This window comes from Candidatus Devosia phytovorans, from assembly GCA_029202405.1.
GTDB classification, from domain to species: Bacteria; Pseudomonadota; Alphaproteobacteria; order Rhizobiales; family Devosiaceae; genus Devosia; species Devosia phytovorans.
Window position 1 is genome coordinate 1,884,683 of record CP119312.1, and the last position, 14,657, is coordinate 1,899,339.

Consider the following 14,657-nt stretch of genomic DNA (forward strand, 5'->3'; position numbering starts at 1 on the left):
CCAAGGTGTAGGTGAGAGACGGTTTCGACAAGCCCCTGCCCGGCAAAAGACTGGTTGGGTGGAAGGGTCTGGCAACGGAACGGAGGTTTGGTTGCGGCGTTCCTGCAAGCATATGCAGGAGGCAAGCATGGCGGCTCGACCCTATTGGCGCGGCTATCTCAAACTGTCGCTGGTGACCTGCGCGGTGACGCTCTCGCCGGCGACGACACAGGGCGAGAAGGTCCGCTTCCATACCCTCAACCGCAAGACCGGCGAGCGTATCCACACCCAGTATGTCGATGCCGTTACGGGAAAGAAGGTCGCCGATGACGACCAGACCCGGGGCTTCCAGAAGGCCGAGGATGACTATGTGATCCTTGAAGAGGACGATCTCGACTCGGTACAGCTCGAGAGTGCGCGCGCTATCGATATCGATGAGTTCGTTGCGGCTGACACGATCGAATGGGTGTATTTCGACAGCCCATATTTTGTCGTTCCGGCCGACGAGGTCGGCGAGGAGGCCTTCACGGTGATCCGCGAGGCCATGGCGGACGGGGATGTCGTGGGTATCTCGCGGCTCGTCATGGGCGGGCGCGAACGGGCGGTGATGCTGCAGCCCTGGGACAAGGGGATAATCCTGTGGACGCTGCGCTTCGGCGATGAAGTGCGCGACGAGGACGACTACTGGAAAAGCGTCAAGGCCGAGAAGCCGGACGCGAAAATGCTGTCGATGGTTGAGGATATCATCAAGGATCGCACCACGGCCTGGAGCGAGAGCATGGTCAAGGATCCGGTGCAGGACAGGCTGCTCGAGATCATCAAGTCCAAGAAATCAAGCAAGCGCAAGACCAAGCCGAAAGCGGACGACGAAGACGAAGTCGTGGCGCCACAGAGCAATGTCGTCGACCTGATGGCGGCGCTCAAAAAGAGTCTTGAGGGCAAGCCCACTGGCGGGAGGAAATCCCGGCGCTAGCTGGCCTTGCGGCGGGCGGCCGGTTTGGCGGCAGCAGTTTTCTTCGCCCGGGTTTTTCGTTTCGCCGGAGCCTCATCGTCATTGCCTGCGCTCAGGCGCAGCGCTTCGAGCAGGTCATTGGGCTTGGTGGGCTCGGGACGGCGCAGGGGAACGATCTTGCGGCCGTCGATCTTGGCCTTGACCAGTTCGGCCAGAGCTTCCTCGTAGCGATCATCGAACTTGTCGGGGTCAAATTTGCCGGCCTTTGTCTTGAGGATATGCTGGGCCAGCTTGAGCATTTCCGGCTCGATCTTGCGCTTCTTGATGTCGCTGAAAGCGTCGCTGGACGAGCGGACCTCGTAGTCGAAGTTGAGCGTCGTCGCGATCAGGCCTTCGCGGTGGGCGCGGATCAGGACCGGGCGCAGACGGCGGAACAGCACCGCGTGGGCAATGGCCGCGGTCTTCTGGTTACGCAGCGCCTCGCGGATCAACACGAAACTGTCCTCGGTCGCGTCCGATGCCGGCAGCAAGTAGTAGGGCTTGTCGAAATAGGTGGGTTCGATGCGGTTGCAGGCGATGAAGGCGTCGACCGTCAGGCTCTTGTCGCTGTTGGGGATGGCAGCGGCGATTTCCTCGGGTTCGAGCACGACATAGGAGCCCTCGTGGGTTTCGTAGCCCTTGACCTGGTCGGCGGTTTCGACGGGCTTGCTGGTCTTGTCATCGACATAGAGCCGGCGCAGGCGATTGCCGGTCTTGCGGTTGACCATGTGCAAGCTGATGCGGTCGGAGGTGGTTGCAGCCGTGTACATTTTTACCGGGCAGACGATCTCCGCGATCTTGATCACGCCACTCCAGACTGCCCGTGCTGCCATGTCTTGAAACCCTGGTGCCTTGGTGAGCAGCAACGTGCGGGAATTGCCTCAGTTCCGTGACCATGCATGCCGCCCCTGCAAAATCTGCGGCAACCTAGTGGTCAATCCGCCGTTGTGGCCCGCCGATCAACTGGAGCAAGCCATGTCCGAAATGCCCAAGTCATCCCGCCAGATCCTGCCTGGCGACTATACCAAGCTGGGCGCCAACTGGGATGGCGAAGGAACAAATTTCGCGCTGTTTTCGGCTTATGCCAGCCGGGTGGAGCTATGCCTGTTCGACGAGGGCAGCGGCGCCGAGATCGAGCGGATCACCCTGCCCGAATATACCAATGAAATCTGGCACGGTTATCTGCCCGGCGTCGGGCCGGGCACGCTATATGGCTATCGGGTCCACGGTGCCTTCGAACCTGCGCAGGGGCATCGGTTCAACGCCAACAAGCTGCTGATCGACCCCTATGCCCGAGAGCTGGTGGGGGACGTGCAGTGGTCTCCAGCCCATTTCGGCTACCATGCCGATGCGGAAGACAAGGACCTCTCATTCAATGAAGAGGACAGTGCATCGGTAACACCAAAGGCACGGGTGATCGATCCGCATGGCTACGACTGGTCCGGCGATCGCAAGCCCAATATCGACTGGGCCAAGACGATTTTCTACGAAACTCACGTCAAGGGCTTTACCCAGTTGCATCCGGCAGTGCCGGAGGAATTGCGCGGGACCTTCGAGGGTTTGGCGCAGCGCGAGGTGGTGGATTACATCAAGTCGACCGGCGTGACCTCGGTCGAACTGCTGCCGATCCATGCCTTTCCCGATGACGACTTCTTGCTGCAAAAGGGGCTCAGGAACTATTGGGGCTACAATACGCTCGGCTTTTTCGCGCCGGCCAGCCGCTATTACGGACCCAATGGGATCAACGGACTGCGCAACACGATCCGTGCCTTCCACGATGCCAATATCGAGGTCATCATGGACGTGGTCTACAATCACACGGCAGAGGGCAATGAAATGGGCCCTACCCTGTCGTGGAAGGGTATCGACAACTTTTCCTATTACCGCACCATGCCGGGCGACGCGCGTTACTACATCAACGACACCGGCACCGGTAACACGGTCAATACCAGCCATCCGCGCGTCATGCAGATGATCACCGACAGCCTGCGCTACTGGTCCGAGGAAATGCATGTCGACGGTTTCCGCTTCGATCTCGGCACTATTCTTGGTCGCGAGCCGGAGGGCTTTGACCAGCGCGGCGGCTTTTTCGACGCCGTTGGCCAGGACCCAGCCCTCGCCAAGGTCAAGCTGGTCGGCGAGCCCTGGGATATTGGCCCTGGCGGCTATCAGGTCGGCGGCTTCCCGCCCGGCTGGGCCGAGTGGAACGACAAGTATCGCGATACCGTCCGTGACTATTGGAAGGACACCGACCATACCTCGGGCGACTTCGCGGCGCGTTTCACCGGCTCGGGCGATGTCTACGACCTGCGTGGCCGCCGGCCGTGGGCTGGCGTCAATTTCCTCACCGCGCACGACGGCTTCACCCTGCATGACCTGGTCTCCTACAATGACAAGCACAATGAGGCGAATGGCGAGGACAATAACGACGGTCACAGTGACAACCGCAGCTATAACTACGGCGCGGAGGGCGAGACGGATGACGAGGGCATCGTCGCCGTGCGCGAGCGGCAGAAGCGCAACTTCCTTGCCACGCTCTTCCTGTCACATGGTACGCCGATGCTGCTGGCTGGCGACGAGTTCAGCCGTACCCAGAGCGGCAACAACAATGGCTATGCCCAGGACAGCGAAATTTCCTGGATCAACTGGGATTTCAACGACAACGCCAAGGCGCTGACCGATTTCGTTCGGCAGCTGGTGGCGATCCGCAATGCCCAACCGCTGATCCACCGCGACAACTGGCGCGATATGATGAGCGTCACCTGGTACAATCCGGGCGGCGGCGAGCAGCAGGCGGCCCATTGGCTTGATGCCGGCGCAACCACGCTGGGGATCCGACTGTCGCGTGACGACCTCAAGGGTCAGGACGGGGTGTGGTGGGAACTGGTTGTCCTGTTCAACCCGCATGATGGCGAGGTGGACTTCACCGTGCCCAAGCGGGGCGACGATACGCCATGGACGGCGGCGATCGACACGGCAATATCGGAGCAAGATGCTCGTTCAGTGCAGGGCGGCGAGGCCATCACGATGGCGCCGCGATCACTGATATTGCTACACTGAGACGATGGATTGGCGGCGGGCGTCGATGGACGCCCGCCAACATTACAATACTGGCTCAGCGGCGCAGCAGCTCGCGATAGACGACGCCGTCAAAATCGGTGTGCAGCGTCACCGGCTCGCCTTCGGGATCGGTGGCGTGCATTGCCAAAAGTCAGCAGCTTCTTACGAGCAAGTCCTGTGATTACCGTCGATCAGCAAGGCGGGGTCGAAGCGACCGCTGGCCAGGACAGCACGGAGCATGGCTTCGTGGCCGGTGATGTACAAATTCTGTTCAGCGAGCCAGGCATCGTCGAAATAGGTTTCGCGGTAGCGCTCGCCGCTGTCGCAGATCAGCGAAGCTATTGAACCGGCTTTGCCAGACTGGACAAGTCCATCGGCCGCCCAGAGCAGGCCGATGAAATTGGTGCCGGTGGACGCCCCTACCCGGCGGCCCAGCAGTTCGGACAGGATGCGGGTGGCGGCAATGGATGCCGTATCAGGCACCTTGAGCATGGCGCTCACCACATTGGGCACGAAGGATGGTTCGACACGCGGCCGGCCGATGCCCTCGATGCGGCTCGGTCGCTGGCACTTCGTCTCTACGCTATCGCCGCACCAACCTTCGAAAAAGGCTGAATTCTCGGCGTCGGGTACGCAGAGCTGGGTGCGCAGGCCGCGATAGAGGATGTAGCGACCGATCGTAGCCGAGGTGCCGCCGGTGCCGGCGCTCATCACGATCCAGTCCGGCTCGCTATGCTGCTCCAACGACATCTGGGAGAAGATCGACTCGGCGATATTGTTGTTGCCGCGCCAGTCGGCGGCGCGCTCGGCAAAGGTGAATTGATCGAGGTAGTGGCCGCTCTCGACCTGCGCAAGCTCCCTGGCCTCGTCGTAAATCCTGGAGGGGTCGTCGACATAGTGGCAATGGCCGCCATGCTGCTCGATCAGCTGGATCTTGCTGCGGCTGGTCGACCTCGGCAGGACGGCGATGAATTTTAGCCCGATCAGGCGGGCGAAATAGGCTTCGCTAACGGCGGTTGATCCCGACGATGCCTCAACCAGCGTGGTCGTCGGCCCGATCAGTCCATTGCAGATGCCATAGAGGATCAGCGAGCGGGCCAGCCGGTGCTTCAGGCTGCCGGTCGGATGGCTCGACTCGTCCTTGAGGTAGAAATCCACGCCGCTAAAAGATGGAATGGAGAGCGGAACAAGGTGAGTCTCACCCGAACGCCGCGAGTCCGCTTCCAACAGCCTGATCGCCGCGCGGCTCCAATCCGATCCAGTTTCTACGCTCATCGCTTTTTGAAGCATGCCATGCTCCTGTTAATTATTCCTGGAGTATCATATTCTCTTTATATCGTCATTCAAGCACATTCATGCCCATCGATCCACGGACGGGCTGATTGGCGTTCGGCTCAGAAAAAGAAAGCCCCGAGCGCAATTCGCCCGGGGCTTGAGAATGTCATCGCGATGCGCCGTCCTGGACAGCTTGCGCTAGGTGCGATGGGCGAGGCGCCGGTTGAGGCGAAGGGCGACGAGAGTGCAGATGGCGCCGGACAGCAAGTAGGCGCCCGAGGAGATGAGGCCAAACTGGCTCGACAGGACCAGAGCGGCGAGCGGCGCAAAGCCTGCGCCGAACAGCCAGGCGTGGTCAGAGGTCAGGGCCGAGCCGGTATAGCGATAAAGCTTGCTGAAATTGGCCGCCACAACGCCCGACGACTGACCGAAGGACAGACCAAGAAGGGTGAAGCCGATAACCATATAGGCGATTTCGCCGGTCGAGCCGCCTTCGAGCAGCAGCGGGGCGAAGATGGAATAGATGGCGATCAGTACGGCGGTAACGCCCAGCAGCCAGCGGCGGCCGAAGCGATCGGCCAGAACCCCGGAGAGGACGATGGTGGCGATACAGATCACGGCCGTCGCCGCCTCGATCAGCAGGAAGCCGACCGGCGTGTCCTCGGTGTAGAGAAAGACATAGGAGAGCGGGAACACCGTCACCATGTGGAAAAGGGCAAAGCTCGCCAGAGGGGCGAAGGCGCCGATGACCACATTCTGCCAGTTGTTGGCCAGGGTCTCGCGAATGGTGGTGGGGACGAGTTCGCCGCTTTCAAAGAGTTCGGTATATTCCGGGGTCACCACGATGCGGAGACGCGCAAAGAGCGCCACGACGTTGATGGCGAAAGCCACGAAGAAGGGATAGCGCCAGCCCCAGGCGAGGAAATCCTCGGCGCTCAGGCTCGCGGCGAGATAGGCGAACAGCAGGCTGGCGACGATCAGGCCGATGGGCGCACCAAGCTGGGGGATCATGGCGAACCAGCCGCGCTTGTCCTCGGGGGCGGTCTGCGACAGCAGCGAGGCCATGCCATCCCAGGTGCCAGCCAGGGCCAGGCCCTGACCGCACCGGAAGATGATCAGGATGGCCACGGCATACCAGCCGACCTGGTCATAGCTGGGCAGGAAGGCGATCGCCACGGTGGATACGCCAAGCAGCAGAAGCGCCAGGGTAAGCTTGATGCCGCGCCCGTAGAGACGGTCAAGAGCGGAGAAAATCACCGTGCCGGTGGGACGTGCGACAAAGGCCAGGGCGAAGACGGCGAAGGACAGCAGCGTGCCGGTCAGCGGGTCGGCAAAAGAGAAAATAACCGAAGGAAAAACCAGCACGGAAGCGATGGCATAGACGAAGAAGTCGAAAAATTCCGACGTGCGACCGATGATCACACCGATGGCGATTTCGTTGGCGTCGACCGGACGATGGTGAGCGTTGACGACTCTCGCGTCGTGCTCTGCAGAAGTCTCGGGAACTGGTGTTGATGACGTGGCCATGGCGCCAGATCCTTGTAAAGTAACGATTTTATCGTTCAGAGCGAATAGATTACCCGTCGGCCATAACAAGATGGCATGATGGAGACGGGCTGTCATGCACCAGATGCAGCGCAGCCGCGAGTGGACAAAATGTCCGATGGCGCAGAAACCATCATAAGCCTAGAGCGCAGTCACCGAAGACAAGAAATGTGGCCCCATGTCTCGCTTTGCCAAAAGCCCCGCTGCTGTTTTGACTCCATTTTTGCTCGCCGGGTGCACCATGGCACCCTCGGGCGACGTGGCCATGCAGCAACGCGATCTCATCCTGATCGCAACCTTCCTGATGCTGCTGATCATCATTCCGGTGATGGTCCTGGTGGTGGTGTTTGCCCGCAAATACCGCCATGGCAACACCAAGGCGCGTTACGAGCCGGACTGGGATCACTCGACGCAGCTCGAACTGGTGATCTGGGCAGCGCCGCTGCTCATCATCATCTGCTTGGGCGCCGTGACCTGGGTGAACACCCATCTGCTCGATCCCTATCGCGAGCTCGGACGCATACGCCCCGGCGAGGCTGTGGCGGCAAACGTCGAGCCCCTGCTGGTTCAGGTCGTCGCCCTGGACTGGAAATGGCTGTTCATCTACCCGCAGTATGACGTGGCGACGATCAACGAGCTGGTGGCGCCGGTCGACCGGCCGATCAAGTTCGAGCTGACCTCCGACACGGTGATGAATGCCTTCTATGTGCCTTCGCTGGCCGGCATGATCTATGCCATGCCAGGCATGCAGACGCAGCTCCATGCCGTGATCAACGAGCCTGGCGAATACAAGGGCATCGCCGCCCACTATAGCGGCCACGGCTTCTCTGGCATGCATTTCAAGTTCCACGGCGTGGACAATGCCGGGTTCGACCAGTGGGTCGCCGATGTGCGCGGCTCTGGCGACATGCTCAACCGCCAGCGTTATTTCGACGTCGAGGCACGCAGCGAGAACAATCCGGTGCAGCATTTCGCCGGCGTCGAGAACGGGCTGTTCACGGCCATCGTCAATATGTGCGTCGAGCTCGACAAGATGTGCCAGAACGAAATGATGGCCATCGATGCCAGCGGCGGTAGCGAATCCGGGGCGCATAATATGGCGCCGGCGCTCTATTCGGGCGGCGATGCACGCCTGCAGGAAGTGCTGGGCGTTCGCCGCACTTATGTGGGCGCCATCTGCACCCCCGAGGAAGCCATCGCCACGACGGCTGCCATTCCCTCCATCCCCGCTCCCAATCCGGCGCCGCTCAAGGGCCTGGGCCTCAATCGCCCCAGTGTCATGACCGCCGACCATCGGGAGGTCTTTGACTGGCTGGCCGGCAAGGTCGCCTCCATCGAATCCAACGCATCGAGTGCCCTATGAACGAGTTCTGGTCCTTTATCTTCGGGCGCCTGACGTGGGCGGCCCTGCCCTATGACCCGATCATCATCATCACCTTCGTGGTGGTGGCCATCGGCGGCCTCGCCGTCGTCGGCGCGCTGACCTATTTCAAGCTCTGGGGCTATCTCTGGACCGAATGGTTCACCAGCGTCGATCACAAGAAGATCGGCATCATGTACATGATCCTGGGCCTCGTCATGCTGATGCGCGGCTTTGCCGACGCGATGATGATGCGGCTCCAGCAGGCCATCGCTTTCAACGGGTCGGAGGGCTATCTCAACGCCCACCACTATGACCAGCTGTTCTCGGTGCATGGCGTGATCATGATCTTCTTCGTGGCCATGCCGCTGATCACGGGCTTCATGAACTATGTCGTGCCGCTGCAGATCGGCGCGCGCGACGTAAGCTTCCCGTTCCTCAACAATTTCAGCTTCTGGATGACCGCAGGCGGCGCCGTGCTGGTGATGATGAGCCTGTTCGTGGGTGAATTTGCCCAGACCGGCTGGCTGGCGTTCCCGCCGCTGTCGGGCATTGAGCAATCGCCGGCCTCCGGCGTCGACTATTACATATGGGCCCTGCAGGTGGCCGGCGTGGGCACGACGCTATCGGGCGTCAACCTCATCGCCACCATTATCAAGATGCGCGCCCCCGGCATGACGCTGATGAAGATGCCTGTCTTCACCTGGACCTCGCTCTGCACCAACGTGCTGATCGTCGCCTCCTTCCCGGTGCTGACGGCTGTGCTGACCCTGCTGTCGCTCGACCGCTATGTCGGCACCAACTTCTTCACCTCCGACTTTGGCGGCAACGCCATGATGTATGTGAACCTGATCTGGATCTGGGGTCACCCGGAGGTCTACATCCTCATCCTGCCGTGCTTCGGCATTTTCTCGGAAGTGGCCTCGACATTCTCGGGCAAGCGTCTGTTCGGCTACACCTCAATGGTCTATGCCACGGTCGTCATTACCGTGCTGTCATACCTGGTCTGGCTGCACCACTTCTTCACCATGGGGTCGGGCGCGAGTGTGAACTCGTTCTTCGGCATAACGACGATGATCATCTCGATCCCGACGGGCGCCAAGATATTCAACTGGCTCTTCACCATGTACAAGGGCCGCATCCGCTTCGAATTGCCGATGATGTGGCTCATTGCCTTCATGCTGACTTTCACCATTGGTGGCATGACCGGCGTGCTGCTGGCGGTGCCGCCGGCTGACTTCGTGCTGCATAACTCGCTGTTCTTGGTGGCTCACTTCCACAATGTGATCATCGGCGGCGTGCTGTTCGGCATCTTTGCCGGAATCAACTACTGGTGGCCCAAGGCCTTCGGCTACAAGCTCAACGAGTTCTGGGGCAAGGTGTCGTTTTGGTTGTGGAATGTCGGCTTCTGGCTGGCCTTTGCCCCGCTCTATGTGCTGGGCCTGATGGGCGTTACCCGCCGCATGCGCGTGTTCGACGATCCGAGCCTGCAGATCTACTTCGTGATCGCCGGCATCGGCGCCGTGGTGATTGCCGGTGGCATTGCCGCCATGGTGGTGCAGTTCGCCGTGTCGATCCTGAGCAAGAACAAGGATTGGGATACGACGGGCGATCCGTGGGACGGGCGTACGCTGGAATGGGCTACCTCCTCGCCGCCGCCGCAATTCAACTTCGCCTTCACCCCGGTGATCCACGACAACGACGCCTGGGCGGATATGAAGAAGCGCCATGCGCAGCGGCCGACCAAGGGGTTCCTCGAAATCCACATGCCGCGCAACACCTGGGCCGGCGTGGTCCTGGCGGGGCTCGCGACCGTGCTCGGCTTCGCGCTGATCTGGTACATGTGGTGGCTGGCGATCCTGAGCTTTGCAGCGATCATTGCCGTCGCGATCATCCACACGTTCAACTATGACCGCGACTACTACATCCCGGTCGAGGCCGTCGCCGACATCGAAGACCGGCGCACGACCCTCCTGGCAGGGAAGAAATAAGAGATGAGCACACGCGCACCCACTGCCGACGAGGCGCCCGAGTTCTATGAACTGACCGCCCATCACCATGCCCCGCATGGCTCGACGGCGATCGGCTTCTGGCTCTATCTGATGAGCGACTGCCTGATCTTTGCGACGCTGTTCGCCATCTATGGCGTGCTCGGGGCAAACTATGCGGCGGGGCCTTCCCCGCAGCATCTGTTCAGCCTGCCGCTGGTCGCAGCCAGTACCACCGCGCTGCTGCTGAGCTCGATCACCTATGGCTTTGCCATGCTCAACATGGACGAGGACAACAAGTCCCGCACCCTGATGTGGCTGGGCATTACCGGCGTGCTGGGCGCCGTTTTCCTGGGGCTGACGCTCTATGAATTCTACCACATGATCCATGAAGGTGCCGTGCCGCAGCGCTCGGCATTCCTGTCGGCCTTCTTCGTGCTGGTCGGCACCCATGCCCTGCACGTTGCCTTCGGCATCCTGTGGCTGGTGGTGCTGATGGTGCAGATCGCCCAGCGTGGTATCGGCGCCTCAAACCGCATCCGCGTGCAGTGCCTGTCGATGTTCTGGCACTTCCTCGACGTCATCTGGATCGGCGTCTTCACGATTGTCTATCTGATGGGGATGCTGCGATGAGCCAGAACCACGTTGTCGACCACGGTACGGCCAGCAAGATGGCGCATGCCCATCCCAATCCTGCGGTGCATGGCGATGGCCATGACCATGGGTCGCGTCGGACCTATCTGACCGGCTTTGCGCTGTCGGTGATCCTGACCGCCATCCCCTTCTGGCTGGTGATGAGCGGGGTGATCGGCGACAAGATGGTCACCACGCTGCTGATCATGGCCTTCGGCATGGCGCAAATCCTTGTGCACATGATCTATTTTCTGCACATGAACACCAAGTCGGAGGGCGGCTGGACCTTCATGGCGGCGATGTTCACCATCATCATCATCGTCATCGCCCTGTCGGGGTCGCTGTGGGTCATGTACCACCTCAACACCAATATGATGCCGGGCCACGAGATGAACCCGGCGACGCTGTTGCAGTGATCCATGTCGGATACGACGACAAAAAATCGTAGCCTGACAGCTATTTGGCCCATCCTCGTGGTGGGCCTTTTGGCTTGTGCGGGCTTTGCCGCGCTGGGTGTGTGGCAGGTGGAGCGGCTGGCCTGGAAGAATGGGCTGGTCGAAGCCGTGGAGACACGGGCTCATTCGAACCCGCTGGATCTCGACACTGCCGACTGGTCGGATATCGACCCGGTGGCGATTGAGTATCAGCGCGTCATGGTCAATGGTTCGCTGTTGCCAAAGGACAATTTCGTACAGGCGGTGACGGCACTGGGTGGTGGCTTCTGGGTGATGACGCCATTGCTAAAGCCCGATGGGCGCACGCTTCTTGTCAATCGCGGCTTTGTCCTTCCGGACGAGCGCGAGGCAGCGCGACTGACCGAGGAAACTCCCGTGACCATCTCCGGCCTGCTGCGGGTCACCGAGCCGGACGGCGGTTTTCTGCGGGCCAATGACCCGGAGGCGGGCCGTTGGTTCTCGCGCGACGTTGCCGAGATCGGCACAAGCATGGGCGTCAGCATGCTAGACGACTTCTTCATCGATGCGGATGAGGTTGTTGGTGACGCGGTTCAGGGTGGGCTGACGGTCCTCAGTTTCTCTAATAATCATCTGGTCTATGCGCTGACCTGGTTTGCCCTGGCGGCCTTTATCCTCGGGGCGCTCGTCTATGTGGTCCGGGACCGCGTCAGGGAAAAGCCGGCGACGTCCCAGGACTAAATCACCCTGCCGGGGTTGCCGCGGACCGCGTAAGCGGGCTCAATAGGCGTTTCGGATGAGGGAGGATTGTCCATGTCGCTACGCGTGCTTTTCATTGGTGGAACGGGGCAGATTTCCTATCCCTGCGTACAACGCGCGGTGGCGAGCGGCCATCAGGTCAGCGTGTTCAATCGCGGCAAGCGCGCTGACGCCCTGCCCGAGGGCGTGACCTCGATCGTCGGCGACCTCAACGGGCCGGAATATGGGGATTTGGCCAAGGCCAATTTCGATGTGGTGGCGCAATTCATCGCCTTTACGCCCGACCAGGTGCAGCGGGACATCGAGGTTTTCCGGGGCCATTGCGGGCAGTATGTCTTCATCTCGTCGGCCTCGGTCTACGAGAAACCGGCGCGGCATTATGTGATCACAGAGGAAACCCCGGCGATCAATCCATACTGGCGCTACAGCCAGGACAAGATCGCCTGCGAGGAATTGATCAATGCGACAGATGGGTTTGACTGGACCATCGTGCGACCCAGCCACACGGTGCGGACCGGGTTGCCGGTGATGATCGGCGATGCCGACGTGATGGCGCGGCGCATGCTTGATGGCGAGCCGACCATCGTGGCGGGGGATGGCCACACGCCATGGACGCTGACGCGGTCCGAAGATTTCGCCGTGCCCTTCGTCGGCCTGTTCGGCAAGCCGGCGGCGCTGGGCGAAATCTTCCACATCACCAATGATCGTGCCCATGTGTGGGATGACATCCAGACAGCAATCGGGGCGGCGCTGGGGGTGGAGGCCAAGATCGTGCATGTGCCGACCGACACGCTGGTGCGCTACGTGCCGGATTGGGTCGGGCCGCTTATCGGTGATAAGGCGTGGTCGGCGATCTTTGACAATTCCAAGGTCAAGCGCGTTGCCGGGGATTTCACCTGCGCCACGGATCTCAAAACCATTCTGGAAGAACCGATCCGGCACCTGAAGCAACGGCTTGCGGCCAAGCGGCCGGAGCGAGGTGCGTTCGACGATCTGGTCGATCGGATCTGCCGGGAACAGTCGGCACTGGGTTAGCCCGGGCCAACCTGTCGGGAAGGTCAAAACAAAGCCCGGCACTTGTGGTGCCGGGCTTTTTCATTGAGCGGTGATGAGCTGGCTATTCGGCCGGCTGGGGCTGGATGGTGCCATCGACCACCGGGGCCTTGGGGGCGTTGCCGCTGAGGGCAAGGCGCATCTGGTCTTCGTCCAACTCGCCTTCCCAGCGGGCGACGACGAGACAGGCCACGGCATTGCCGACGAGGTTGGTCAGGGCGCGGCACTCGGACATGAAGCGGTCAATGCCCAGGATCAGCGCCATGCCGGCGATCGGCACGGAGGGGACGACCGAGAGCGTTGCAGCAAGGGTGATGAAGCCGGCGCCGGTGATGCCAGCTGCGCCCTTGGAACTCAGCATGGCGACCAGCAGCAGCACGATCTGTTCCCAGAGCGAGAGTTCGATGCCCGTAGCCTGGGCAATGAACAGGGCTGCCATGGTCATGTAGATATTGGTGCCGTCGAGGTTGAAGGAATAGCCCGTCGGAATGACGAGGCCGACCACCGACTTCTTGGCGCCGGCGGCTTCCATCTTCTGCATCAGCGTGGGCAGCGCAGCTTCAGAAGACGAGGTACCCAGAACGAGCAGCAGTTCCTCGCGGATGTAGCGGATCAAGGCGAAGATCGAGAAGCCGTTGTACTTGGCCACCGCGCCCAGGACGACGGCGACGAAGAAGAAGGCGGTGGCGTAGAAAGTGCCGACCAGCAGCGCCAGGTTGGCGATCGAGCCGATGCCATAGCGGCCGATGGTGAAGGCCATGGCGCCGAACGCACCGATCGGGGCGAACTTCATCAGCATGGAGACGATCTTGAAGACCGGCGCCATGATGGCCTGGAAGAAGTCCAGAACCGGCTTGCCGCGCTCGCCGACCGAGGACAGGGCGATGCCGAAGAGCACGGCGACGAAGAGCACCTGGAGGATATTGCCCTCAGCAAGAGCGCTGACCATGGTGTTGGGGATGATGCTCATCAGGAAGCCGATGATGGTCGTCTCATGCGCCTGGTCGGCATAGCCCTGGACGGCCGACTGGTCGAGGGTTGCCGGATCGATATTGAGGCCGGCGCCGGGCTGGACGACATTGGCGACGATCAGGCCAACGATCAGCGCCAGGGTCGAGAAGGTCAGGAAATAGATCATCGCCTTGCCGACGACCTTGCCGACCTTGCCGAGATCGCTCATGCCGGCAATGCCGGTGGCCACGGTCAGGAAAATGACCGGCGCGATGATCATCTTGACCAGCTTGATGAAGGCATCGCCGAGCGGCTTCATCTCGGTGCCAATGGCTGGCCAGAAATGGCCGAGCGCAATGCCGATGATGATGGCGACGATCACCTGGACATAGAGGTGCTTGTACAGCGGAATTTTCTGGGCCGGTGCGCCGGCCGTTTGCGGAACCAACAAGTTCTCACTCCCCGATTTTTCGGCCGCGTTGGATGCCACGGCCTCTGGGATGACGGATAGCAAGGCGCGTGCCAGCCGAGGTCGCTGGCGCTAGGGCGCTGAATCTGCGTGGCAATTTGTTCGTGAATAATCGAACTAGACGTGGTTTTGTGCGGTCATTCGCACATGTGACTTGCCATTCGTGCGAAAAACCGCACAA

12 protein-coding genes are annotated in these 14,657 nt (G+C 61.0%); 8 read left to right on the plus strand and 4 right to left on the minus strand.

Translation table 11 applies throughout. The features are described 5' to 3' along the window. Nucleotides 1–127: 127 nt before the first annotated feature. Complete coding sequence (locus P0Y65_09410) at nt 128–952, plus strand: Ku protein (protein WEK06437.1); 825 nt, start codon at nt 128–130, stop codon at nt 950–952. Here P0Y65_09410 and P0Y65_09415 read toward each other — a convergent pair. Then, nucleotides 949–1,803 carry a Ku protein gene (locus P0Y65_09415; GenBank protein ID WEK06438.1) on the minus strand — a complete coding sequence of 285 codons (855 nt, stop codon included), beginning with the start codon at nt 1,801–1,803 and terminating at the stop codon, nt 949–951. The genes P0Y65_09410 and P0Y65_09415 overlap by 4 nt on opposite strands. Before the next feature lie 151 nt (nt 1,804–1,954). On the opposite strand from P0Y65_09415, the gene glgX reads away from it, so the two are divergent. Continuing rightward, nucleotides 1,955–4,030, plus strand: coding sequence for a glycogen debranching protein GlgX (gene glgX / locus P0Y65_09420; GenBank protein ID WEK06771.1), 2,076 nt, complete (start codon nt 1,955–1,957; stop codon nt 4,028–4,030). A gap of 162 nt (nt 4,031–4,192) precedes the next feature. On the opposite strand, the gene P0Y65_09425 is transcribed toward glgX, so the two are convergent. Continuing rightward, complete coding sequence (locus P0Y65_09425; GenBank protein WEK06439.1) at nt 4,193–5,320, minus strand: PLP-dependent cysteine synthase family protein; 1,128 nt, start codon at nt 5,318–5,320, stop codon at nt 4,193–4,195. A gap of 183 nt (nt 5,321–5,503) precedes the next feature. Beyond that, nucleotides 5,504–6,832, minus strand: a complete 1,329-nt coding sequence (locus P0Y65_09430) for an MFS transporter (GenBank protein WEK06440.1) — start codon at nt 6,830–6,832, stop codon at nt 5,504–5,506. Nucleotides 6,833–7,028: 196 nt separating this feature from the next. Between P0Y65_09430 and cyoA the strand changes: the two genes are divergently transcribed. The 6 genes from cyoA (at nt 7,029) to P0Y65_09460 (ending at nt 13,038) form a co-directional block, all read left to right on the plus strand. Further along, nucleotides 7,029–8,213 carry a ubiquinol oxidase subunit II gene (gene cyoA / locus P0Y65_09435; GenBank protein WEK06441.1) on the plus strand — a complete coding sequence of 395 codons (1,185 nt, stop codon included), beginning with the start codon at nt 7,029–7,031 and terminating at the stop codon, nt 8,211–8,213. Continuing rightward, nucleotides 8,210–10,201: a cytochrome o ubiquinol oxidase subunit I gene (cyoB, locus tag P0Y65_09440; GenBank protein WEK06442.1), complete on the plus strand. Its 1,992-nt coding sequence runs from the start codon at nt 8,210–8,212 to the stop codon at nt 10,199–10,201. The genes cyoA and cyoB overlap by 4 nt, the downstream gene beginning before the upstream one ends. Nucleotides 10,202–10,204: 3 nt before the next feature. Further along, entirely contained in the window at nt 10,205–10,831 is a 627-nt protein-coding gene (cyoC, locus tag P0Y65_09445) for a cytochrome o ubiquinol oxidase subunit III (GenBank protein ID WEK06443.1), read from the plus strand. 38 nt (nt 10,832–10,869) lie between these two features. Beyond that, complete coding sequence (gene cyoD, locus P0Y65_09450) at nt 10,870–11,247, plus strand: cytochrome o ubiquinol oxidase subunit IV (protein ID WEK06772.1); 378 nt, start codon at nt 10,870–10,872, stop codon at nt 11,245–11,247. A gap of 3 nt (nt 11,248–11,250) precedes the next feature. After that, a complete protein-coding gene (locus tag P0Y65_09455) occupies nt 11,251–11,985 on the plus strand; it encodes an SURF1 family protein (GenBank protein WEK06444.1) in 735 nt (244 codons plus the stop codon). 72 nt (nt 11,986–12,057) lie between these two features. Then, entirely contained in the window at nt 12,058–13,038 is a 981-nt protein-coding gene (locus P0Y65_09460) for an SDR family oxidoreductase (GenBank protein ID WEK06445.1), read from the plus strand. Nucleotides 13,039–13,120: 82 nt separating this feature from the next. On the opposite strand, the gene P0Y65_09465 is transcribed toward P0Y65_09460, so the two are convergent. Further along, nucleotides 13,121–14,458: a dicarboxylate/amino acid:cation symporter gene (locus P0Y65_09465; GenBank protein ID WEK06446.1), complete on the minus strand. Its 1,338-nt coding sequence runs from the start codon at nt 14,456–14,458 to the stop codon at nt 13,121–13,123. Nucleotides 14,459–14,657: the final 199 nt, after the last annotated feature.